The 24,014-nt window shown below is 42.6% G+C and carries 18 protein-coding genes; 9 read left to right on the forward strand and 9 right to left on the reverse strand.

Annotated elements, in window-relative coordinates; translation table 11 throughout:
• Positions 1-2 precede the first annotated feature (2 nt).
• The 6 genes from CJF29_RS20810 to rhaB form a co-directional block, all read right to left on the reverse strand.
• Positions 3-902, reverse strand: coding sequence for an AraC family transcriptional regulator (locus CJF29_RS20810; RefSeq protein ID WP_004304986.1), 900 nt, complete (start codon positions 900-902; stop codon positions 3-5).
• A gap of 144 nt (positions 903-1,046) precedes the next feature.
• Positions 1,047-2,201: a lactaldehyde reductase gene (gene fucO, locus CJF29_RS20815; protein ID WP_074638844.1), complete on the reverse strand. Its 1,155-nt coding sequence runs from the start codon at positions 2,199-2,201 to the stop codon at positions 1,047-1,049.
• 19 nt (positions 2,202-2,220) lie between these two features.
• Entirely contained in the window at positions 2,221-3,030 is an 810-nt protein-coding gene (rhaD, locus tag CJF29_RS20820) for a rhamnulose-1-phosphate aldolase (RefSeq protein ID WP_004304990.1), read from the reverse strand.
• 93 nt (positions 3,031-3,123) lie between these two features.
• A complete protein-coding gene (gene rhaT / locus CJF29_RS20825) occupies positions 3,124-4,143 on the reverse strand; it encodes an L-rhamnose/proton symporter RhaT (RefSeq protein WP_004304992.1) in 1,020 nt (339 codons plus the stop codon).
• Positions 4,144-4,146: 3 nt separating this feature from the next.
• Positions 4,147-5,403 (reverse strand): L-rhamnose isomerase, encoded by a 1,257-nt coding sequence (locus CJF29_RS20830; protein WP_074638843.1) that lies wholly within the window; start codon positions 5,401-5,403, stop codon positions 4,147-4,149.
• Between the two features lie 46 nt (positions 5,404-5,449).
• Complete coding sequence (gene rhaB, locus CJF29_RS20835; protein ID WP_074638842.1) at positions 5,450-6,910, reverse strand: rhamnulokinase; 1,461 nt, start codon at positions 6,908-6,910, stop codon at positions 5,450-5,452.
• Between the two features lie 235 nt (positions 6,911-7,145).
• Here rhaB and CJF29_RS20840 point away from each other — a divergent pair, with 235 nt between their 5' ends.
• The 8 genes from CJF29_RS20840 to CJF29_RS20875 all read left to right on the forward strand — a co-directional run bounded on the left by CJF29_RS20840 (position 7,146) and on the right by CJF29_RS20875 (position 14,715).
• Positions 7,146-7,619, forward strand: coding sequence for an arginine repressor (locus CJF29_RS20840; RefSeq protein WP_004299854.1), 474 nt, complete (start codon positions 7,146-7,148; stop codon positions 7,617-7,619).
• A 27-nt stretch (positions 7,620-7,646) separates the two neighbouring features.
• The gene (locus tag CJF29_RS20845) at positions 7,647-8,225 is read left to right on the forward strand and encodes a GNAT family N-acetyltransferase (protein ID WP_004299851.1); all 579 of its coding nucleotides are present in this window, start codon (positions 7,647-7,649) and stop codon (positions 8,223-8,225) included.
• 13 nt (positions 8,226-8,238) lie between these two features.
• Positions 8,239-9,447: an argininosuccinate synthase gene (locus CJF29_RS20850; protein WP_099145956.1), complete on the forward strand. Its 1,209-nt coding sequence runs from the start codon at positions 8,239-8,241 to the stop codon at positions 9,445-9,447.
• Entirely contained in the window at positions 9,444-10,412 is a 969-nt protein-coding gene (argC, locus tag CJF29_RS20855; RefSeq protein WP_099145955.1) for an N-acetyl-gamma-glutamyl-phosphate reductase, read from the forward strand. Before CJF29_RS20850 ends, argC begins: the two co-directional genes overlap by 4 nt.
• A gap of 13 nt (positions 10,413-10,425) precedes the next feature.
• Positions 10,426-11,547, forward strand: coding sequence for an aspartate aminotransferase family protein (locus CJF29_RS20860; RefSeq protein WP_074638840.1), 1,122 nt, complete (start codon positions 10,426-10,428; stop codon positions 11,545-11,547).
• Positions 11,548-11,683: 136 nt separating this feature from the next.
• Positions 11,684-12,457: a pyrroline-5-carboxylate reductase gene (gene proC, locus CJF29_RS20865; protein ID WP_074556741.1), complete on the forward strand. Its 774-nt coding sequence runs from the start codon at positions 11,684-11,686 to the stop codon at positions 12,455-12,457.
• A 40-nt stretch (positions 12,458-12,497) separates the two neighbouring features.
• Positions 12,498-13,052: a helix-turn-helix domain-containing protein gene (locus tag CJF29_RS20870; RefSeq protein ID WP_074556740.1), complete on the forward strand. Its 555-nt coding sequence runs from the start codon at positions 12,498-12,500 to the stop codon at positions 13,050-13,052.
• 7 nt (positions 13,053-13,059) lie between these two features.
• The gene (locus CJF29_RS20875) at positions 13,060-14,715 is read left to right on the forward strand and encodes an AMP-binding protein (protein WP_413544509.1); all 1,656 of its coding nucleotides are present in this window, start codon (positions 13,060-13,062) and stop codon (positions 14,713-14,715) included.
• Between the two features lie 98 nt (positions 14,716-14,813).
• Here the strand turns inward: CJF29_RS20875 and CJF29_RS20880 are convergent, their stop codons facing one another.
• Entirely contained in the window at positions 14,814-16,367 is a 1,554-nt protein-coding gene (locus CJF29_RS20880; protein ID WP_099145953.1) for a glycoside hydrolase family 28 protein, read from the reverse strand.
• Positions 16,368-16,579: 212 nt separating this feature from the next.
• Between CJF29_RS20880 and CJF29_RS20885 the strand changes: the two genes are divergently transcribed.
• On the forward strand, positions 16,580-20,959 hold the full coding sequence (locus CJF29_RS20885) for a two-component regulator propeller domain-containing protein (protein WP_099145952.1): 4,380 nt from the start codon (positions 16,580-16,582) through the stop codon (positions 20,957-20,959).
• A gap of 36 nt (positions 20,960-20,995) precedes the next feature.
• Here CJF29_RS20885 and CJF29_RS20890 read toward each other — a convergent pair whose 3' ends face one another.
• Both CJF29_RS20890 and CJF29_RS20895 read right to left on the reverse strand, forming a co-directional pair.
• Complete coding sequence (locus tag CJF29_RS20890; protein WP_099145951.1) at positions 20,996-22,300, reverse strand: pectinesterase family protein; 1,305 nt, start codon at positions 22,298-22,300, stop codon at positions 20,996-20,998.
• Positions 22,301-22,333: 33 nt separating this feature from the next.
• Positions 22,334-24,007, reverse strand: a complete 1,674-nt coding sequence (locus CJF29_RS20895; RefSeq protein WP_099145950.1) for a DUF5123 domain-containing protein — start codon at positions 24,005-24,007, stop codon at positions 22,334-22,336.
• Positions 24,008-24,014 lie beyond the last annotated feature (7 nt).

The following is a 24,014-nucleotide window of genomic DNA, read 5'->3' on the forward strand; positions in this document are numbered from 1 at the left end:
ATTTATTCTTCTCGTCCGAACGAACGATACTCCAGCGGGGTAAGCCCTGTACGCTTCTTGAAAAAAGAGAAAAAATATTCGGTAGACTGGAAACCCAGAAAAAAAGAAATCTCTTTCACGGATTGAGAAGTTCCTACTAACATCTGTTTGGCTTTACGGAGTTTCAATTCCTGGAAATATTTGGCGGGGGCATAACCTGTATACTCCTTGAAAACACGTCGAAACCATGAATAACTGATGTTAAGCCGCATTGCCAACTCTTCCGGATCTACATTACCGGAAACATTTTCATTCATGATGATTTTCGCCTGTTCTATCTTCTGATCCACATCACTCATCTCGAAAACTTTATTCTTGGAGACAGAAAGAATCATACCTATCATGTGGAGCACAATCCCGGAAAGATATTGTTGCGCGGAAATTTTATCCGCTTCAGCCACGGCAAGGGCACGGGAGAACAAGGAAACCAACTCTTCATTAATGCCAATTTCCAATATTTGCTGCTCCTGCGACAAAAAAGCATCATTAACGATGGCATCTATCATTGGCCCCTCAAAGCCGATATAATACTCCGTCCAACCAGTCTGCCGTAACGGGCGGTAAGTATGCCATTGCCCGGGAAACAAGACCATCAGCCGGCCTTTACAAACCTGCTTTTCAGAAGTGGAATCGGATGAAAACAAACCACGCCCTTTGGTGATATAGACCAACTGATATTCGCGAAGCACCCTTCCTTTTTCCGCATTAAAAAAGTAACCGGAGGGATGCTCTTTCAATGGATAAGGTGAATCGGGAGGGATAGACTGATAGCCGACAGTATTTACCCACAGCCCGAATTTACGGTCCATGTCATTTACAATCAGATATTTAAATTCCAATCCCAAACTATTATCCTCGATCATATCAGAGTGTTTTCATGTAATTGAGTTGGACAAAAATAGGAATTATTTTCAGAAAACACACGCAAGGGTATAAAAAAACATCCGGAGCATACTTTCAAGTATCTCCGGATGTTTATATAAAAACAAACTTTATTATGACGAGATTTAGAATGCTTTATGATACAAGGCTTCAATATCCGCTACCGAAGTAGGACGAGGATTACCACCTGTACAAACATCATTGAAAGCAGCTACAGCCAATGCAGGAATGTCTTCTTCTTTCACATTGATTTCATGCAATTTCTGCGGGATATTAATGCTGATAGAAAGTGCTTTCACAGCTTCAATAGCAGCTTCAACGCCCTCTGCTTCACTCATTCCGGTAGTGTCCACTCCCATTGCTTTCGCAATATGGATATATTTCGGAGCTGCCGGAGATTCAGCATTGTATTCCATCACATACGGCAACAGCAAAGCATTGGCTACCCCATGAGGAGTATCATAGAATGCACCCAACGGATGAGCCATTGAGTGAACTATTCCCAAACCGACATTCGAGAATCCCATACCGGCAATATATTGTGCCTGCGACATTGTTTCGCGAGCTGCCACATCTTTACCATTGTCTACGGCTGCTTTCAGATTTTGTGCAATCATCTCAATAGCCTTCAATTCGAACATATCGCTCATTACCCAAGCACCCGGAGTAATATAACTTTCGATGGCATGTGTCAAAGCATCCATACCGGTAGCGGCAGTCAGCCCCTTCGGCATCGAGTACATCAGTTCAGGGTCTACGATAGCCACGGCAGGGATGTCGTTCGGGTCTACGCAAACCATCTTCTTACGGGCATCTTCATCAATAATCACATAATTGATAGTTACCTCGGCAGCCGTTCCGGCAGTAGTAGGCAGTGCAAAGGTAGGTACAGCTTTGTGTTTGGTATCAGCTACACCCTCCAGAGACTTCACATCTGCAAAATCCGGGTTATTCACAACAATACCGATTCCTTTGGCAGTATCGATAGAAGAGCCACCCCCCAAAGCTACGATAAAATCAGCTCCGGAAGCTTTGTAAGCAGCCACACCGTTTTGCACATTTGCAATCGTAGGGTTAGCCTTTACATCGCTATAAAGTTCGTAAGGAATCTGGTTCTCATCAAATACTTTAATGATTTCAGCAGCCACACCAAACTTGATAAGGTCTTTATCTGTTACAAAAAAGGCTTTCTTAAAGCCACGTCTAGCTGCTTCCACAGCAATCACACTTCGGCATCCGGCACCGAAGTAAGAAGTTTCGTTTAAAATAATTCGATTCATGGTTGTGCTATTTGTTGTTTTATTTAGGCAGATTGAAAGCAACAGTCATTTCTTTCATCTGTTCCTGACTCATACCATCCGGCTCGAAGCCCATATTTTTCGCTGCGATATAGATGAGAGCCGATTTATTAAGTACATCGATCTGATCGAACGCCTGCATCGCATCGCAATCAACTGCAAATACACCATGTTTCTCCCACATCACAACATCATAATCCTGCAATTCCTTGATGGTAGCTTCCGCCAATTCTACAGAACTAGGCAATTTATAAGGAATGATACCCAAACCACGCGGACAGAATGCCTTTGTTTCGGGAATCATACTCCACAACAGATTGGTAGCTACATCTTTTTCCAGGAACTTCGGGCAATGCGTCATGGCAATCAGTTCGATCGGGTGTGTATGCACAGATGCTTTATAAGGAGAGTTTTTACTCAACAGGTCATTATGCACGCTCAAGTGAGAAGGCAATTCCGATGTCGGAGCCACAGCCTCGTCCGCAATAATTACGTAGCTGGCACAGTCATCCAGAATGCGGATCACCGAACCATTCTCCATCGGCCAACGAGCTAAATCACGCATGCGTTTATTCGTTCCCTTGCAGTAGAAATAGCATCCTTTCAGATAAGGAAGAGTCACACCGATAGATTTAACTTCACTGATCGGTTTCATCTGACGGATTTCATCGTCTACAAACTCTGTGATATTAACAGTGATATTACCACCGTTACGTTCAGCCCATCCTTTCTGCCACAAGTATCCGGCAACTTCTGCTACCTTATTTACTTCTTTGGCAAGTCCCGGACGATTCTCTAAGATTGATTTCATTCTATATATAATTTTAATTAGGCATGGATTACACTGATTTCGTCGCAAGTTATAAAAAAACTGCGTAATCCATGTAATCCATACCTGAATTTTTTAAAACAAATTTGGGAACACTAATGAGAAGATAAGTACGATCAGACCAGCTATCAGCACAGTTATGGTCTTGTTTGACACGCCTTTCCATTCTTTCAGAATAATTCCCCAAACATTACTAAATGTGACATTCAATGCCATCAAAATACACCAGGAGAAAGCCAACAATACCGGACTCTCCGTAAGGAAACTCTTACCCATTTCCAGTCCAAAGAACTGCATATACCATAGTACACCAGCCAACGCACAGAAAACCAAATTATTGCCCCATACTTTTCCTTTAGCATAGTCACCCATCGATTTATTAGCCACATTCTGTTGCAGACAGTAAACTGCATTTGTCAGGAATCCGCCAAAAGTAACCAGGAAGATCACCGGAAGACCGGCGTAAAGCCCTTCCACTCCACCGGCTAAAGCTGCTTCCTTGATAGGTGTTCCCGCATCCAGTCCCAAAGCAAAACAAGCACTCATGACACCGGCAAGAAGTGCAACCAGCAAACCTTTTGTTAATGCGAAGTCTTTTACGGCAGCACGCTTTTCTTCTTCACTCATGTTTTGTGCACGCAAGCTACCGGCATACCCGATAATGGCAATACCCGCCAATGTGATGCAAACACCCAACAAAAGAATCAACCCGTTGCCTTCGAATAAGTTTGTGCCTGCAAAAAGAGCCGGAAGAAGAGTTCCGAAACCGGCACAAGTACCCAATGAGATACTCTGCCCCAACGCAACGCCCAGATAACGCATGGAAAGTCCGAAAGTCAACCCTCCTACTCCCCACAATATACCATAAAAGATGCTCATTCCAGCACCTCCCGCTCCCCACAAGTCGAACAAACTACTTTCCTGGGGTACCCCCAGTAGTGAACCCAGGAACGGGAACACTAACCAGGCAAATACACCTTGTATTAACCAGAAGCTTTCCCAGCTCCATTCCTTTACCTTTTTAATAGGCACATAAGAACTGGACTGGCAAAAGCTACCGATGGCTATAATCAATAAGCCGATTAAAATATCCATAACTTATCGTTTAGAAGTTACTTCGGCTTCGTACTTTTCGATTTCTGCGATGAAATCTTCACCTACAGGAACATTGTTCTTCAAGCAGAACATATCCCAAACTGCATTCCAAGGCAGCGCTTTTTCTTCTTCGAGCAGAGCCAGACGCTGGAATCCCTGTCCGTTTGCTTCGTATTCACGCAACTTCGCAATCGGTTCGAGCAAAGCACGAGTCATACATTTCTGTGCTGCACGGCTACCGATCACATAAGCACCGATACGGTTGATAGATGCGTCGAAATAGTCAAGGCCATAGTGTACACGATCCAAAGCACCACAACGAACGATTTCGCTGAACAGTTCCATAGTCGGGTCATCCATGATAGTAACGTGGTCTGAATCCCAACGAACCGGACGGCTTACGTGCAACATCAATTCAGGAACATAAAGTAACAGTGAAGAAACTTTATCAGCTACACTTTCTGTCGGGTGGAAGTGACCGGTATCCAACGTAATCATCTTATTACGAGAAGCACCGTAACCGATATAGAAGTCGTTAGAACCTACCGTGTAGCTTTCCAGACCGATACCGAACACCTTAGATTCGATACAATCCTTCATATTCTTATATTCGGTAGCGAAAATCTGATCCAAAGAATCTTTCAACAACGCACGATATTTCATACGGTTTACAGTAATATCCTTGCTTCCGTCATGCACCCAAAGATTCATGATACATGGATCGCCCTGTGCCTTACCCATTTCTTCTGCAACTGCACGACAACGTTTGGTATGTTCAATCCAGAACTGACGGATACCTTCATCAGGATTAGAAAGTGACAAGTCACCTGATTTCGGATGAGAGAAAGAAGTAGAGTTGAAGTCAAGTTTCATGTTATGTTCTTTACCCCATTCTATCCAACTCTTGAAATGTTCCGGTTCCACTTGGTCACGGTCTACCACCTGACCTTGGAAATCTCCATAGATTTCATGCAAGTTCAAACGATGAGTACCCGGGATATAAGAAGCAGCCTTCAAGATGTCAGCACGCAGTTCATCAATGTTACGAGCTTTGCCCGGATAATTACCGGTTGCCTGGATACCTCCGGTCAATGAACCGGCCTGTACTTCAAATCCTGCAACGTCATCAGCCTGCCAGCAGTGAAGTGACAGATGAAAATCCTGCATAGTTTTCAATACTTTTTCGGTGTCTACACCTACTGCTGCATAACGTTCCACAGCAATTTCATACGCTTTCTGAATCAGTTCTTCTTTTTTCATGATATTCTATTAGTTTTAAAAATGATTATTCTGTCGATCGTTCTATTTATTTCCGAACGCAATTTTTAAAATGGATATAAGCCGCATCCCAAGCTTCCGTGTCTTGCGGTTGATAAGTCTTCAACGGGATAGAACGGTTAATTAACTGGCGCATACCGGCAACATCCGTTGCTTCGCCTGCCGCCATGGCCTGAATCATCACATTACCGATGGCTGTTGCTTCAGATGGACCGGCTACCACAGGAATTCCTATCGCATTGGCAGTAAACTGGTTCAGCAAATCATTCCGACTACCTCCGCCAATCACGTGCAATGTATCAATCGGACGGGGAGAAAGTGAACGCAAATTCTCCAACACCTGGCGATAACGCAAAGCCAAACTTTCAAAGATGCAACGCACTACTTGTCCGCGTTTCTCGGGAACCGACTGTCCGGTAGCCCGGCAATATTCAGCAATAGCTTTTTCCATGTCCGCAGGATTCGCGAAACAGTCATCATCCGGATTAATCAGACTACGGAATGGTTCACAAGCATCCGCCTCACTGATTAATTCAGGATAACTTGTATCTCCCCAATTCAGACGGCAACGTTCCAGCAACCACATTCCACAGATATTCTTCAATAGACGGATAGTTCCTTCCACACCACCTTCATTGGTAAAGTTCAACGCTTCCGTTTCGGCATTAATCACCGGAGCATCCGTTTCAACTCCCATCAGTGACCAGGTCCCGCTACTCAAATAAGCAAAATTGCGATCCAATGCCGGAACGGCAGCAACAGCAGAACCGGTATCATGGCCGGCTACCGCAATCACAGGAATTGCACCCAGTCCGGTTATCTTTTGCACTTCTTCCGTCAATACTCCCACCTTTTCACCCGGGAATACAAAACGGCCGAAATTCTTCTCACCTAATCCTACCGCTTTCAGCAACTCCGGCTCCAAACATCGTGTCTGTGCATTCACCAGCTGGGCTGTCGAAGCAATCGTATATTCCGTCACCATCTCTCCGGTAAGCATATAACTCAACGCATCCGGCATAAACAGAATTTTATCTGCCGCCTCCAACGCACTGTCGTGATTGCGACGTAAAGTATCTAATTGGAAAAGTGAATTAAAATTCATAATCTGAATACCCGTTTTACCATACACTTTGCTACGGGAAATACGGGAGAAAAGAGCCTCCGGTGCTCCTACTGTATGTGGGTCACGATATGCATAAGGCTGGCGAAGCAAATTACCGTCTTTTCCGACACATACAAAATCCACTCCCCAGGTATCAATACCGATAGAAGCAATGGATTCGCCACGATGAGCAACCAACTTCAATCCGTCAATAATGTGACGATATAATGCATAAATATCCCAATAGAAATGTCCACCCACTTCAATCAGGTGGTTAGGAAAACGATTAATCTCTTCCAGATTTAATCCGCCTTCAATGAAAGTTCCTAAGATTGTACGGCCGCTCGTCGCGCCCAGGTCGACTGCAAAAAAGTTTTGTTTCATGGTATTCTGTCTATATATTTAAGGTATCCATTTACCTACATGGCAAAGATAGGCGATTCCCTCCTCCTTTTCCTTATGTATTTTGATTGAAAGGGTATACATTTTGACACAAAACAGAAAAGCAGGCTCTCATCGTTTAGCATATTTTTTACTTTTATGCAAAAAAACTTTGGTTTTATGCATCTTTTCTCCGAAATAATGCATACTTTTGCGCCATTCTTAGAATAATTATACAATGAAGAAGAAAGCAAATCGGTTAGACGCCATCAAAATGATTATCTCAAGCAAGGAGGTCGGTTCGCAGGAAGAACTGCTGCAAGAGCTGAACCGCGAAGGCTTCGAACTGACACAGGCCACCCTCTCCCGCGACTTGAAACAACTGAAAGTAGCCAAGGCTGCCAGTATGAATGGAAAGTACGTATATGTACTGCCGAACAACATTATGTATAAACGTTCTACCGACCAGAGTGCCGGTGAAATGTTACGCAACAACGGATTTATCTCTTTGCAGTTTTCCGGTAACATCGCCGTTATCCGCACCCGTCCCGGTTATGCCAGCAGCATGGCTTATGACATCGACAACAATGAATTCAGTGAAATTCTGGGAACCATTGCCGGTGACGATACGATCATGTTGGTGTTGCGTGAAGGAGTTGCAACCAGTAAAATACGTCAGCTTTTGTCACTCATCATTCCCAATATCGAATAATTATACCTATTATTATATAATAAAGAAATGGACACTCAACAAATAGATGTTATGGTAGCCGACGCCTCACATGAGGTTTACGTTGACACTATTTTGGAAACTATCAGAAATGCTGCCGCCGTACGAGGAACAGGAATTGCGGAACGCACACACGAATACGTAGCGACAAAGATGAAAGAAGGTAAGGCGATTATTGCTCTTTGTGGCGATACTTTTGCCGGATTCACCTACATCGAATCATGGGGAAACAAGCAATATGTGGCTACTTCCGGTCTGATCGTTCATCCCGATTTCCGTGGGTTAGGACTGGCAAAACGCATCAAACAGGCTTCTTTCCAACTGGCACGTCTCCGATGGCCGAAAGCAAAAATATTCAGTCTGACCTCCGGAGCAGCTGTCATGAAGATGAACACCGAACTGGGTTATGTGCCTGTCACCTTCAACGAACTGACAGACGACGAAGCTTTCTGGAAAGGATGCGAAGGATGTATCAACCATGATATCCTGGTAGCGAAAAACCGCAAGTTCTGCATCTGTACAGCCATGCTATACGATCCGACAGAGCCGCGGAACATCAAAAAAGAACAAGAAAGAAATAACATTTAAAAGATACAGCACTATGGAAGAAAAGAAGAAAAAAGTAGTGGTGGCATTCAGCGGCGGACTGGACACATCGTTCACCGTCATGTACCTCGCCAAAGAAAAAGGTTACGAAGTATATGCAGCTTGTGCCAATACGGGTGGTTTCAGTGAAGAACAACTGAAAACAAACGAAGAAAATGCTTATAAACTGGGAGCTACGAAATATGTAACAATAGACGTTACCCAGGAATACTACGAAAAGAGCCTGAAATACATGGTTTTCGGAAATGTGCTGCGTAATGGTACTTATCCTATTTCGGTTAGTTCCGAACGTATTTTCCAGGCATTGGCTATCGCACGCTATGCTAACGAAATTGGTGCAGACGCCATTGCACATGGTTCTACCGGCGCAGGTAACGACCAGATTCGTTTCGATATGACTTTCCTCGTACTGGCTCCCAATGTGGAAATCATCACATTAACCCGTGATATGGCATTGAGCCGTCAGGAAGAAATCGACTATCTGAACAAGCATGGTTTCAGTGCAGACTTCGCCAAACTGAAATACTCTTATAACGTAGGCTTATGGGGTACTTCTATCTGTGGTGGCGAAATCCTCGACTCCGCGCAAGGACTCCCGGAAACAGCTTACCTCAAGCACGTTGAAAAAGAAGGTAGCGAACAGCTCCGCCTGACTTTCGAAAAAGGGGAACTGAAAGCTGTCAACGACGAGAAGTTTGACGACCCGATCAAAGCCATCCAGAAAGTGGAAGAGATTGGCGCAGCATACGGTATCGGCCGTGATATGCACGTAGGCGATACAATTATCGGTATCAAAGGCCGTGTAGGATTCGAAGCAGCTGCCCCGATGTTGATTATCGGCGCTCACCGTTTCCTTGAGAAATATACATTAAGCAAATGGCAACAATATTGGAAGGATCAAGTAGCTAACTGGTACGGTATGTTCCTCCACGAAAGTCAATACCTGGAGCCGGTGATGCGTGATATCGAAGCCATGTTGCAGGAAAGCCAGCGCAACGTAAACGGTACAGCTATCCTCGAGCTTCGCCCTCTTTCCTTCTCTACCGTAGGTGTAGAATCGGAAGATGATCTGGTGAAGACTAAATTCGGAGAATACGGTGAAATGCAGAAAGGCTGGACAGCTGAAGACGCAAAAGGTTTTATCAAAGTGACTTCTACTCCGCTACGTGTTTACTATAATAACCACAAAGACGAAGAGATATGATTAAAGCAGGAATCATTGGTGGCGCAGGATATACTGCAGGCGAATTAATCCGTTTGCTGCTCAACCATCCGGAAACTGAAATCGTATTTATCAACAGCAGCAGTAATGCCGGAAACAGAATTACCGATGTACACGAAGGCTTGTATGGAGAAACGGATTTAACGTTCACCGACCAGTTACCTCTGGACGAAATCGACGTTCTTTTCTTCTGTACCGCCCACGGAGATACAAAGAAATTCATGGAAAGTCACAACATACCGGAAGACCTGAAGATTATCGACCTCTCCATGGACTACCGTATCAAAAGTGACGACCACGACTTTATCTACGGTCTGCCGGAACTGAACCGTCGCGCCACTTGTACGGCGAAGCACGTAGCCAACCCCGGTTGTTTTGCTACCTGTATCCAGCTTGGTTTGCTTCCGCTTGCCAAAAATCTGATGCTGACAGACGACGTGATGGTGAATGCCATTACAGGAAGTACGGGGGCCGGAGTGAAACCGGGTGCTACCAGTCATTTCAGTTGGAGAAACAACAATATGAGTGTGTACAAGGCATTCGACCATCAGCACGTTCCGGAAATCAAGCAATCGCTGAAACAGCTGCAAAACAGCTTCAATTCGGATATTGACTTCATACCGTACCGTGGTGACTTCCCTCGCGGTATCTTCGCGACATTGGTAGTCAAGACCAAAGTAGCATTGGAAGAAATCGTTCGTATGTATGAGGAATATTATGCTAAAGACTCCTTTGTACACATCGTAGATAAGAATATTGACTTAAAACAAGTCGTTAATACTAATAAATGCCTGATACATCTGGAAAAGCATGGTGATAAGCTATTGATTATCTCTTGTATCGACAACTTGCTGAAAGGCGCCAGCGGACAAGCTGTTCATAACATGAACCTGATGTTCAATCTGGAAGAAACCGTAGGACTACGTTTGAAGCCTTCAGCTTTCTAAAAACAGAAGAATTATGAATTTATTCGACGTATACCCTTTATACAATATCAACATTGTCAAAGGTGATGGCTGTAAGGTATGGGACGAAAACGGAACAGAATATCTGGATCTCTACGGAGGCCATGCCGTTATCTCCATCGGACATGCACATCCCCACTATGTAGCGATGATAAGTAACCAGGTGGCTAAACTTGGTTTTTACTCAAACTCCGTCATTAACAAGCTCCAACAAGAGGTAGCCGAACGGCTGGGAAAGATTTCCGGTTACGAGGACTACAGCCTGTTTCTGATTAACAGTGGTGCCGAAGCAAACGAGAATGCACTGAAACTTGCTTCTTTCCACAACGGACGTACTAAAATTGTCTCTTTCAGCAAAGCATTCCACGGACGTACATCTCTTGCAGTAGAAGCGACCCACAACCCTTCCATTATCGCTCCTATCAACAATAACGGCCATGTCACCTATCTCCCGCTCAACGATATGGAAGCGATGAAGCAGGAATTGTCTAAGGGGGACACCTGTGCTGTTATCATTGAAGGAATACAAGGGGTAGGCGGTATCAAGATACCGACCACCGAATTTATGCAGGAACTCCGCAAAACTTGTAGCGAAACAGGAACCATCCTGATTCTGGATGAAATTCAGAGCGGATACGGACGTAGCGGCAAATTCTTCGCTCATCAATATAATGACATCAAACCGGATATCATCACTGTAGCCAAAGGAATCGGTAACGGCTTCCCGATGGCAGGTGTCTTAATCAGCCCGATGTTTAAACCGGTATACGGTCAGTTGGGAACAACTTTCGGAGGAAATCACCTGGCATGTTCGGCGGCTCTCGCTGTGATGGATGTCATTGAACAGGAAAATCTGGTAGAAAACGCGAAAGCAGTTGGTGATTACTTACTGGAAGAACTGAAGAAATTCCCGCAAATCAAAGAGGTGCGCGGACGCGGACTGATGATCGGACTCGAATTTGAAGAACCGATCAAAGAACTACGCAGCCGTCTCATCTACGACGAACACGTATTTACCGGAGCAAGCGGCACGAACGTACTTCGCCTGTTACCCCCTCTCTGCCTAAGCATGGAGGAAGCGAAAGAGTTCCTCACCCGGTTCAAAAAAGTACTCTAACCGCTCATTTGATTAATAAACAGCCAACGATAAAAGCAGCCTTTATTAGAAATTTATTTCTTATTCTGGCTGCTTTTTGTTTTTTCGTAATTAACTGTTACCTTTGTCTGTAACAACTCATAAAAAACAAGCGTATATGAAAATAGCCATTATCGGTGCAGGAAACATGGGCGGTTCAATAGCCCGTGGCCTGGCAAAAGGAAGTCTGATAAACGATTCGGATATCATTGTATCCAATCCCAGTGCCGGAAAACTAGAGAAACTGAAAAAAGAATTTCCGGGTATCTCCACCACCAACAATAATCTGGAAGCAGCCACAGGAGCAGACATCGTCATTCTGGCTGTCAAACCGTGGTTTATGGAACCGGTGATGCGCGAGTTGAAATTAAAAAGCAAACAGATACTCATCTCGGTAGCTGCCGGCATCAGTTTTGAAGAACTGGCTCATTATGTCGTAGCACCGGAAATGCCCATGTTCCGCCTGATCCCGAACACCGCTATCAGCGAACTGGAAAGCATGACGCTTGTTGCCGCCCGCAACACCAATGATGAACAAGACAGCTTCATCCTCCGGTTGTTCAGCGAGATGGGAACAGTGATGCTTATCCCCGAAGATAAAATAGCGGCAGCTACTGCATTGGCATCCTGCGGTATCGCTTACGTACTGAAATACATTCAGGCAGCCATGCAAGCCGGAATTGAAATGGGACTCCGTCCTAAAGATGCCATGCAGATGATAGCCCAATCCTTAAAAGGAGCGGCCGCACTGATTCAGAACAACGACACCCACCCCAGTGTAGAAATCGACAAGGTAACCACTCCGGGCGGAATCACGATCAAAGGTATCAATGAATTGGAACACAACGGTTTCACCTCCGCTATTATCAAAGCCATGAAAGCATCCAAATAACAACCATAGAATTATTAATCATAAAATACTAACCACTTGTATGAATGAACAAATTAAACAGATAGCAGAACGCCTCCGCGGATTACGTGATGTATTGGAACTCACCGCAGAGGATATCGCCCGCGATAGTGACATTTCTGCTGAAGAATACCGGCTTGCGGAAACAGGAGACTATGATATCTCTGTCAGCATGTTACAAAAAATAGCTCGTACGTATAATGTAGCTCTCGACGCCCTGATGTTTGGCGAAGAACCTAAAATGAGCAGCTACTTCGTGACTCGTGCCGGTAAAGGTGTCAGCATCGAACGTACCAAAGCTTATAAATACCAGTCACTGGCTTCAGGATTCATGAACCGTACCGCCGATCCGTTCATCGTTACCGTTGAACCGAAAGCAATCGACGAGCCGATCCATTATAACAAACATAATGGACAGGAATTCAACCTTGTCATCGAAGGCCGTATGCTTATCAACATCGAAGGCAAAGAAATCATCCTCAACCAAGGCGACAGTATTTATTTTAATTCCAAACTTCCACATGGCATGAAAGCGCTCGACGGCAAAACGGTACGTTTTCTGGCAGTAATTATGTAATAACATCATGGTAGAAAGATTTTTATCACAGACCTCTTTCAGCTCACAAGAGGACTTTATCAAAAACTTAAAAATAAACGTTCCGGAGAACTTCAACTTCGGTTATGACGTAGTAGATGCCTGGGCAGCCGAACAACCCGACAAGAAGGCTTTGCTTTGGACAAATGACAAAGGCGAAAGCCGCCAATTCTCATTTGCCGAAATGAAGCGTTACACGGATATGACCGCTTCTTACTTCCAAAGTCTGGGTATCGGCCGTGGAGACATGGTGATGCTGATTCTGAAACGCCGTTATGAGTTCTGGTATAGCACCATCGCCCTTCACAAACTGGGAGCAACCGTAATTCCGGCTACTCACCTACTAACCAAAAAGGATATTATCTATCGCTGTAACGCTGCCGATATCAAAATGATTGTAGCTGCCGGCGAAGGAATCATCCTGCAACATATCAAAGATGCTCTTTCCGAATGTCCCACTGTAGAAAAGTTAGTCAGTGTCGGTCCGGAAATTCCGGAAGGCTTCGAGGATTTTCATCAGGGCATCGAGAACGCCGCACCGTTTGTACGTCCCCGCCATGCGAACACTAACGACGATATTTCTCTGATGTATTTTACTTCCGGTACTACCGGTGAGCCTAAGATGGTGGCACATGACTTTACTTATCCGTTAGGCCATATCGTTACCGGCAGCCTTTGGCACAATCTAGATGAAAACAGCCTTCACCTCACCATTGCCGATACCGGCTGGGGAAAAGCGGTATGGGGAAAACTCTACGGACAGTGGATTGCCGGAGCCAATATCTTCGTCTACGACCACGAGAAGTTTACCCCAGCAGCTATTCTGGAAAAAATCCAGGAATATCATGTCACCTCTCTCTGTGCACCTCCTACCATCTTCCGGTTCCTGATTCACGAAGACCTGACAAAGTTTGATTTATCTTCACTCAAATACTGTACTATTGCCGGAGAAGCATTGAACCCTGCTGTATTTGAAACTTTCAAGAAACTGACAGGTATCAAACTGATGGAAGGTTTCGGACAAACAGAAACAACCCTTACCATCGCCACTATGCCGTGGATGGAACCGAAACCGGGAAGTATGGGACTGCCAAATCCTCAATATGACGTAGATTTGATCGACCATGAAGGCCGTTCTGTTGAAGCCGATGAGCAAGGACAAATCGTAATCCGTACCAGCAACGGCAAGCCTCTCGGACTTTTCAAAGAATACTACCGGGATGCGGAACGTACTCACGAAGCTTGGCACGACGGAATTTATTATACCGGTGATGTTGCCTGGAAAGACGAAGACGGATACCTGTGGTTTGTCGGTCGCGCAGATGACGTTATCAAGAGCTCCGGCTACCGCATCGGCCCATTCGAAGTGGAAAGTGCATTGATGACTCATCCGGCTGTTGTGGAATGTGCCATTACCGGAGTACCCGATGAGATTCGTGGTCAGGTGGTAAAAGCTACGATTGTTCTATCTAAAGACTATAAGAATCGTGCCGGAGAAGAACTGATTAAGGAGTTACAGAACCACGTGAAGAAAGTGACTGCTCCTTATAAATACCCGCGTGTGATTGAGTTCGTGGAAGAACTTCCGAAGACTATCAGTGGGAAGATTCGTCGGGTGGAAATCCGAGAAAACGATAACAAGTAAGGTATAAACAACCAACTAGCCAATAAAAGAACGATATTACAGACAATGTAATATCGTTCTTTTCATATATACCGAACAACAAAAAACAACAGACAATATTATAATTCCGGCTCATTGGAACTTTCTTTTTTCCAATAATTATTCCCCTCTATAATACGGCTGTTGTTAGCTTTATAAAATTCCTTCACAGGAATCATCTGAAAGCAACCATTAATAATAGCATTATCAACATCATCAAAAGTAATAATTGCCTGCTGATCGGCAGGATACTTTGACCGGACATTATTCAGAATGATTTGCTTACATTTACTGAATTGCCACGGTGAACCAGTCTGTGAAGAGAAGTTCACATTATCAAAGTGAATATCTTCAGCCATATCAACTATAAATCCAATTTCCGCTTTCATATTCATATTGGAGAACGACAGGTCTTGTACAGGCATTTCTTCAATACCCTTAATATAGCCAATCTGCTTGATGTCAGATCCCGTTATATTACTCAAATGAATATTCCTAAAAACAGGAGTACGCTCACTGACAGGTTCCGTCTTTGATTCTTTATCGTAAAACAAATCAAAAATAAATGCATTCCGCTGAATATTCTTCATGACGATATTATCCACTCGAAGCTCCTCCACTACTCCACCTCTTCCACGCGAAGACTTCAGACGAATACCGGAATCCGTACCATCAAAAACGCAATTAGATATGGTGACCCGTCTTACACCACCAGACATTTCACTGCCAATCACTACACCTCCGTGTCCGGAAAGCATAACACAATTAGTTATCGTTATATTCTCACAAGCCTTTCCATATTTTCGTCCATCTGCATCACGCCCCGACTTAATCGTGATACAATCATCTCCCACACTGATAAAACAATCTGAAATACGAACATTCCGGCAAGAAGACGGGTTTATTCCATCCGTATTGGGTCCTTTCGGATCTTTCGAAGGATTATTAATTGTCACTCCATGCACCGTTACATTATCACAAAAAGCTGGGTTTATCGTCCAAAAAGGAGAATTGATAATCTTCACATTCTCTATCAACACATTAGCGCATTCATAAAACTGGATAAAAGGAGGACGAAACATCCGGCGTTCTAAAGAAGGTTTATAATAATCAGATATTTCCAGATTTTCATTAGCTTCCACCCACATTTGTTGTAACTTGTTCAAAGATGGTAGCTTTCCCCCATTCCTTTTAATCAACTCACGAGTCTCTTTTTCCCAAACCCACCATTTAAAACCATTTCCATCCAATGTTCCACGTCCGGTGATTGTCAGGTTGTCTGCACCTTTCGCATAAATCAAAGGAGAAAGAGTATTCATCACTGTGCCCTCCCAACGTACCGTAACGAAAGGAAGATAATCTTCAAAACGATCTGAAAAACGAAGAACAGCTCCGGACTCCACATACAAAGTTATATTACTTTTCATGTAGATAGTGGCTGTCAAATAAACACCTGCCGGGAAATAAATAGTTCCTCCACCTTCAGAAGATGCTTTTTCAATCGTTTGGTTTATTAACTCCGTACAAGATTCAATACCTCGGGGATCAGCTCCAAGCTCCTTCATATTAAAGGTACGAGACCATGCGGTTACGGCTATAACAAGTCCCACTACACAAATAAATAGACGTTTCATTTATAGTTTTCATTTAAAATTTTACCAGTTCTAATTGTCAAAACAAAAGTACGAGGTATCTTCTCTCCTTATAGGGTAATAATTGTGCTTGATAGAGGATAGACAGGTGGATTAAATATGCAAAAGCGTGCATTTTATGTTCAATCACGGTTTTATATTTCCTTTTTAATCCAGTTTTATCTATTTTTGCTCTACACATAATTTATAATATCATGAAGACACTCTATGTTTTCCTTTTATGCTTATACACCAGTCTGACTGTAGCAGCTCAACCTCTTTGCCAGATTAAACACTTCTCTGTCAATAGTGGCCTTTCGCAAGGAGTAGTAGTGAATATAATGCAAGACAAAAAAGGATTTCTTTGGTTCGCCACCTGGAATGGACTGAACAAATTCGACGGATACACATTTAAAAATTACAAAGCATTCCCGGGAGACGGCTGTACGTTAACGACCAACCGCTTCTCTTATATTACAGAAAGCAAAGACGGAGATATATGGTGCAAATCTTATGATAACCGTGCATATCTATTTGATATTCAAACAGAGAAGTTTATTGACATACTCCTTCCTATTGAATCATCCCTGCAACAGACCAACACAGTCAGCAATATCTATACCTTAAATAAAGGGATTACATGGATCACCTGCGAACAAGGTTATGCTTTCAGAATCAATGAGCAAACCTGCAAAGAAGGAAAAGATATCATTTTATACAGCAGTTTCAACCAAAATTTAAAAGGAAACAAGATATTCGACATTTACGAAGATTCCGACGGGGACGAATGGATCATGACAGATAAGGGAGTAACCATCATCGGGAAAAAACGAATCAACAGCGATTATCCGTTCAAAATGGTCAAAGAATATAATAAGAGAATATATCTTATCTCAACTTCCGGAAAAATCGCAATATATGATCCCAAGAACGGAAATATAAAATTCCAGGAGTTACCATGTCCTGTCACAGATATCTATTCCATATCTTCCATTTCCCCTTCTAATGACAAGATCGGCTTAGGAACTGACAACGGATTTATAACATACGATACAGAAAAGAAAAAATTCCAACATTTTAATATACAAACAGCCACCCAGCCATCCAATGAAGCTCATTTCTTTTATAAGGACAAAACCGGAGAAGTCTGGATCTTTGCCAATACCTCCGGTGTGATAAAGCTAAATCTGAAAACAGGAGATAAGCAGCACTTCACAGCTCCTATACAAAACCTAATCCAATATGAACGCGACAACCGGTACATGATCTTTGAAGACCATGAAGGCACACTATGGATGAGTCCTCAAAAAGGGCATTTGTGCTATTATGACCGCGACAGTAATCAACTGAAACTATACTTTGCAGATGAAAATAATCCCGCTTCCCTATTTGCCCCCTCTATTCGCTATTATTATACCGACCGGCAACAGAATGTATGGATTACCAATGACCGGGGCGTAGACAAAATATCTTTCTATCCCAATAAATACAAAATACGTCCCATAGACAATGGATTGGAAATACGTGCTTTTCTTGCCGACAAACAGAAACGTCTCTGGGTTGCTTCCAAAAAGGGAAACGTCAGAATTTACCGTCCGGATGGGACATTAGAAGGCTACCTTTCTCCACAGGGCATAATCACCCCTCAAGAGGTTACTTTCGGAAAAAGTGTGTACTGTTTTATGGAAGATAAACAAGGAAATATATGGATGGGAACCAAAAAAGACGGCCTCATCCTTCTAAAGAAGAAAAATGAGCACTCCTATCTTTTACAACAATTCGTCCATCAGCCACAAGATACATACAGTTTAAGCAACAATAGTGTCTATAGTATTATTCAGGATAGTCATGACAATATATGGATCGCATGTTATGGAGGTGGCCTCAACCTATTATCACACGCACCTGATGGTTCTACCAACTTTATCCATAGCGGCAACCGGCTGAAAAACTATCCTGTTTCTACTTCACTCAAAATAAGACATATCGCAGAAGCCCCCAACGGAGTGTTATTGATTGGCACAACCAATGGTTTACTTACATTCTCCAATAAGTTCGATCAGCCTGAAGAAATTAAGTTCTATCACAGCAACCGTATCCCTAATGTAGATTCCAGCCTTAGCAGTAATGATGTCATGCAGATATTTACTGACAGTCGAAAAAACACTTATGTAATAACATTCACCGGAGGAATCAGCCAGGTTATCTCTAAAAATCTGCTCACGGAAGATATACAATTCAAAAGTTATACAATCAAAGACGGATTAGCTTCTGATTTGGTACTTTCAATGCTCGAAGATACTCAAAAACAATTATGGATAATCTCCGAAAACTCCATATCCAAATTCAATCCACAACAAGGAACATTTGAGAATTATGGAAGTAATTACTTTCAGAGAGAACTGAATCTCACTGAAGCAGTTCCCACACTAACCAGTCAAAAGAAAATCGTTCTCGGAACCAATCAAGGGATACTTGAAATCAACACAGAACAAATGAAAAAAAGTTCTTACGTACCTCCTATTGTATTTACCGGACTCAAAATACAAGGAAGTCAACTTCATGTAGCACTTGATGACATAAAAGAACTGGAACTAAATCCTTCGGAACGTAATGTCACCTTTCAGTTTGCAGCCATTGATTATGTAAATCCCGATGCCATCGAATACGCTTATCGCCTGCAAGGTCTGGAAGAAGAATGGAACGAAGCCGGTAATAACCGCTCTGCAACATACATAAATTTACCTGCCGGAGAATATCAACTGCAAATCCGTTCCAGCAATAGCGACGGAGTATGGACCGATAATATACGCACTCTCCCCATTCATGTTTTACCCACTTTTTGGGAAACATACTGGGCATGGTTATTCTATATTGTCATGTTCGTGTTATTCACTACTATCATTGTATACATTCTGTTCTATATCTACCGTTTGCGGCATCAGGTTGACTTGGAACAACATTTATCCAATATCAAATTACGCTTCTTCACTGATATTTCACATGAATTACGCACTCCTTTAACTTTAATATCCAGCCCTGTATCAGAAATTCTAGCGCATGAAGCAATCTCTCCGACAGTTCGGGAACATCTAAATTTGGTACATAAAAACACAGAACGTATGCTTCGTCTGGTTAATCAACTACTGGATTTCCGCAAAATCCAAAATAAGAAGATGAAAGTGTTGGTAGAAAAGACAGAACTCGTTTCCCAATTACAGAAGATAATGGAAAGCTTCCACCTTATAGCAAAAGAAAAGAGAATTGATTTCCAACTTCAAACTAATACAGACAAAATATACGCATGGGTAGACCGTGACAAATTTGAAAAAATATTCTTCAATCTACTTTCAAATGCCTTCAAATATACACCGAACGGCAAGAAAGTAACGGTAAATATGATAACAGGTTCGGAGCAAGTCACCATCTCCGTATCTGATGAAGGTATTGGCATTGCTCCCGAAAAGCAACAATCCCTATTTTATCGATTTGAAACACTGGCACAATACAATATCTTGCAGCCCTCATCCGGCATTGGGCTTTCACTGGTACGCGAATTAATAGAATTACATCACGGAAATATCCAAGTGAAAAGCGAGCCGGGAAGTGGAAGTGAATTCATTGTCACACTTCCTAAGGAAGAAAAAGCATTTGCAGACGATCAACAAGCCGAATTTATTTTATCCGACAGTGACAATAATTCACCGACGATGCAGGCTACTGAAGAAGATTCGGATAGTACATCCTTCAAGGCAGCATACGCAGAAGATGAAAATAAAACCGACGCAGAGGATGATAGAACTTCTATTCTCATTGTCGAAGATAACAATGAATTACGTCATTTCCTTTGGAATATCCTGTCAGAGACTTACACTGTTCTCGAAGCAACAAATGGAAAAGAAGGATTAAAATATGCACAGCAGTACATTCCGGATCTGATAATCAGTGACGTTATGATGCCGGTCATGGATGGATTAGACATGGTGAAAGCAATCAAAGCCGATCATAACACCTGCCATATTCCTATTATATTACTATCAGCAAAATCTTCTTTAGATGATCGGATAGCAGGACTGGAACAAGGCATCGACGACTACATAACCAAACCATTCAGCTCTACGTACTTAAAAACCAGAATATTGTCGCTGCTCCGTCAACGAAAACAGCTACAAGACCTATATTTATCGAAACTGTCAGAGCATACTCAAGAAGAGGATCATATAAACGAATGGGAACCCTCACAACCTCAAGTGACTCCATACGATGAACAATTCATGCAACAAGTAATGGCATTTATGGAAGAACAAATGGATAATGCAGATATCACCATCGATGATTTCGCAAACAAACTGATGTTAAGCCGCACAGTATTCTATCGGAAATTAAAATCAATCGTCGGATTAACCCCGGTAGATTTCGTATGTGAAATGCGCATCAAACGAGCCGCCCAGCTAATTGAAAAAAGTGAATACAGTTTCTCCCAAATTGCTTATATGACCGGTTTCAATGACCCGAAGTACTTTAGCAGGCGCTTCAAAAAAATCATGGGAGTCACTCCTACAGAATATAAAGAAAGAAAGGGAGATGCCTCATAAGCACCTCCCCTTTCCTTACCAGTTTTCTATATTCAATTACAATACACCTTTTTTACCTTGCGTTCCATATTGATTCACGGCAGATACCTTCAAAGCATAATTCACTTCCGACACCGGAAAAGAGGTATCAGTAGTCGTCCCGAGAATCTGTTCTCCATCATATACAATATATCCGATCGCATTTTTCACAGGATTCCATTTAAGAGTGCCTTGCTGATAAACCAGACTGCGCGGACTTCCTAATTTCTCCATCATAATACGCGGATTCCAGCCATCATTACCCGGAATCATATTTTCGTACGTATATTTGTCCGCCTCCTCTTTCGTTATAGTTGCCTGACAGGTACCCGATACTTCCTTACCAGTTTGGCGGTCTTTATATTGATATTCCGTTTTGCGTTTACTTAAATCCAACACATTACCCTGTGCATCACGACTATTGTATTCGGCAAAAATCCCGGGAACCGTTCCCATATTCGTCCATCCTTCATCAGCGACAGGGATAAGCATGATGGTATTGATATACACCATCTTCGAATTATTATGCCATGGACGCCCCAACTTCAAACGTCCGTCAGCCGCTTCACTGTTTCCATCTATAGTGCAATTACGAAAAGCATAACCATATTTAGCATCTTTATGGGAAGGAGCCACTATTACTGCTCCACTCCGTACATTATAAAGCGTACAGTTTTCCAGCAACACATCACCACCACCATAAAAATAGTCTACCGCGCCTTCTATCCAGCAATCTTTCACATAGTGCCGACTGACATCATTATTGGCAGTCATCCAAGTATCTTGAAAAGAACGGAACTTACAATTATAAAAGGAAGCACAATCTGCCTGACTATTCATAGCCAAAGCCTGCGGACCATTATCTGATAAAACTCCCCAGTCATTCACATACGAAATGTTTTCCGTATAAAAGTGGTCTCCTTTTACCACCACTACCGATCCCTCGTATTTATAAACTGGAGAGGAAGGATTATGAACCGAGTGTTCCCAATAAGCTGTTTTTCCACCTATTTCTTTACCGGTCAGTTTACTACCAACATTCAAGTTTAAATGAATAATGGTCTTATCCTTATCCTGGCCTATTAAATGTACGTATGGCTTATTCTTAGGGATAATCACCTGCTCATTATACAAGCCATTCTTTATCAGAATCAACCAAGGTTTCGTCTGTCCGTCAGGTACAGCATTGATTGCTTCCTGAACCGTTTTATAATCTCCACTACCATCAACAGCTACAATAGCCTGATAAGGCGATGAGTCCGCCTGTGCATAAATCATTGCACAGGCACTCATCAATAAAATTGATAATACAATATTCTTCATGATATTCTTTATACCTAACAATTATAGGATCAATTAATACCAACGTGGATCACCAGCATTACCCGTTCCGGCAAACCCGGCTTCCGGTTTAATATGGAAATCACCGTTCAATGGATCAACGAACAAGTCATCCGAGCTTTGTTTTATTCTCGTTATTTCTTCAAACCTGTTATTGCCTTCCTGCAGGTCGGAGGTGATATAACAATTATCAGAGAAGTTCAAAATGTCATAAGCACCATTTCCACTATTCATTTTCTTTCCTTTGTTCGGACCGGAGAAAATCAAATTCCGCATTGTCGCAGATTTCGGAGAAGGCGGAGTACTTGCCGCATTATCAAAACGGAAAACTTTAGGCAATTCCTTCTTAGCATCCATAGAATTATAGAAAGTACAGTTTTCCAATATCACATCACCGATTCCCCCTTTCACGTCCATCAACTGGTCACCAATATTAATCAATGTACTATTCGTGATGGATATCTTATCCAACTGATCCAGATTCTTTCCGAAATTAATCATTCCATATCCGTCCGTACCAACTTCGGACACGATACAATTGTCAATCGTAATATCCGTCATAAATACACCGCTTCCGTCACCAATACGTACAAGAGTGCGTTTTATATTCTGTATGGCGCATCCTGTAAATGAAATAGACTGGGCATAAGAACTATTTTTCCAATCTGTCATATAACTGGCCTCGCCATTTCCATTCAGGCAAACAAACTCGAATGACAGAGACTGTATCGGAGAAGCCAATGATATTTTATTAGTCACAATAAGCTGTGGACGATTATTTTCATTAGCTTCCGTACTGGTAAACAATATATTATCCAATCCCGGAATCTTTAGTTCACTTACCTTATACACCGCCCCCGGAGTAAGTTGGACAGTTACATTGCTACATTCTTTCTCTTTCACAAAATTAGATAACAATGTACTTAAATCAATGACTCCGGTTTCCGTAGCCTCCACAAAAAGGATTTCGCTACCACCCAATCCAAGTGTCTTGAATACATACGAACCACGTAATGCATCATTATTATAAATCCGAACACGATAGGTCGCTCCATTCTCCAATTCGGAGAGTGTTTTCGAACAAGCGGCTATATCTTCCGAAGTCAAATCAATCTGTTTCTCCTCACCATATTTCGTATCCACCATTTGAGCCAACGTCAGATGAGTCACCCTGTTCGTTTCTTCCCATGTCAAGGTTGCGGAATTAGCTGTAACTTCCACTCCGGTAAATAATTGCTCATCCGGAGTTTTAAATGCTACACTGACATAAGTACTTGCCTTTCCCTGCGCATCTTCTCCTTTCATACGAACAGAATATTGCGTAGAACCGTTGAACTCCTGAAACAAAGTACGATATTCCACCCTCATAGGCGTATTACTCTCTGAAAATACAGTCAATGTATCTTTCAGAATCGTATCTGTTCTTACATAATTTTCCGCATTAAACTCCAGACTGTCCGTATAAAACTCAAAAATATAGACCTTTGCATTCACTATCTGCGAATATCTTAATGTAACCGAAGTCGCATCGGTAGCCGACTTATCGAACGTCAACGGACGGAACAAAGTATCATAGCTCTTATCAACTGCCCAGTCATTGGCATCGTCCTCACAGGAAGACATACCCACTACCAAAGCCAACAATACATACAGGCATGCTCCGGATAATCTATTAACTAGTCTTTTCATCTTTTCC

The sequence above is a fragment of the Bacteroides celer genome (assembly GCF_002632415.2).
In the GTDB taxonomy this organism is placed as follows: domain Bacteria; phylum Bacteroidota; class Bacteroidia; order Bacteroidales; family Bacteroidaceae; genus Bacteroides.

Excerpts from the sequence above, each read along its gene's own strand:
- fucO (WP_074638844.1), bottom strand. The coding sequence starts at position 2,201 with ATGAATCGAATTATTTTAAACGAAACTTCTTACTTCGGTGCCGGATGC.
- argC (WP_099145955.1), top strand. The coding sequence starts at position 9,444 with ATGATTAAAGCAGGAATCATTGGTGGCGCAGGATATACTGCAGGCGAA.
- rhaT (WP_004304992.1), bottom strand. The coding sequence starts at position 4,143 with ATGGATATTTTAATCGGCTTATTGATTATAGCCATCGGTAGCTTTTGC.
- rhaB (WP_074638842.1), bottom strand. The coding sequence starts at position 6,910 with ATGAAACAAAACTTTTTTGCAGTCGACCTGGGCGCGACGAGCGGCCGT.
- CJF29_RS20850 (WP_099145956.1), top strand. The coding sequence starts at position 8,239 with ATGGAAGAAAAGAAGAAAAAAGTAGTGGTGGCATTCAGCGGCGGACTG.
- CJF29_RS20875 (WP_413544509.1), top strand. The coding sequence starts at position 13,060 with ATGGTAGAAAGATTTTTATCACAGACCTCTTTCAGCTCACAAGAGGAC.
- CJF29_RS20840 (WP_004299854.1), top strand. The coding sequence starts at position 7,146 with ATGAAGAAGAAAGCAAATCGGTTAGACGCCATCAAAATGATTATCTCA.
- CJF29_RS20830 (WP_074638843.1), bottom strand. The coding sequence starts at position 5,403 with ATGAAAAAAGAAGAACTGATTCAGAAAGCGTATGAAATTGCTGTGGAA.
- CJF29_RS20885 (WP_099145952.1), top strand. The coding sequence starts at position 16,580 with ATGAAGACACTCTATGTTTTCCTTTTATGCTTATACACCAGTCTGACT.
- CJF29_RS20880 (WP_099145953.1), bottom strand. The coding sequence starts at position 16,367 with ATGAAACGTCTATTTATTTGTGTAGTGGGACTTGTTATAGCCGTAACC.
- CJF29_RS20870 (WP_074556740.1), top strand. The coding sequence starts at position 12,498 with ATGAATGAACAAATTAAACAGATAGCAGAACGCCTCCGCGGATTACGT.
- CJF29_RS20890 (WP_099145951.1), bottom strand. The coding sequence starts at position 22,300 with ATGAAGAATATTGTATTATCAATTTTATTGATGAGTGCCTGTGCAATG.
- CJF29_RS20860 (WP_074638840.1), top strand. The coding sequence starts at position 10,426 with ATGAATTTATTCGACGTATACCCTTTATACAATATCAACATTGTCAAA.
- CJF29_RS20810 (WP_004304986.1), bottom strand. The coding sequence starts at position 902 with ATGATCGAGGATAATAGTTTGGGATTGGAATTTAAATATCTGATTGTA.
- rhaD (WP_004304990.1), bottom strand. The coding sequence starts at position 3,030 with ATGAAATCAATCTTAGAGAATCGTCCGGGACTTGCCAAAGAAGTAAAT.
- CJF29_RS20845 (WP_004299851.1), top strand. The coding sequence starts at position 7,647 with ATGGACACTCAACAAATAGATGTTATGGTAGCCGACGCCTCACATGAG.
- proC (WP_074556741.1), top strand. The coding sequence starts at position 11,684 with ATGAAAATAGCCATTATCGGTGCAGGAAACATGGGCGGTTCAATAGCC.
- CJF29_RS20895 (WP_099145950.1), bottom strand. The coding sequence starts at position 24,007 with ATGAAAAGACTAGTTAATAGATTATCCGGAGCATGCCTGTATGTATTG.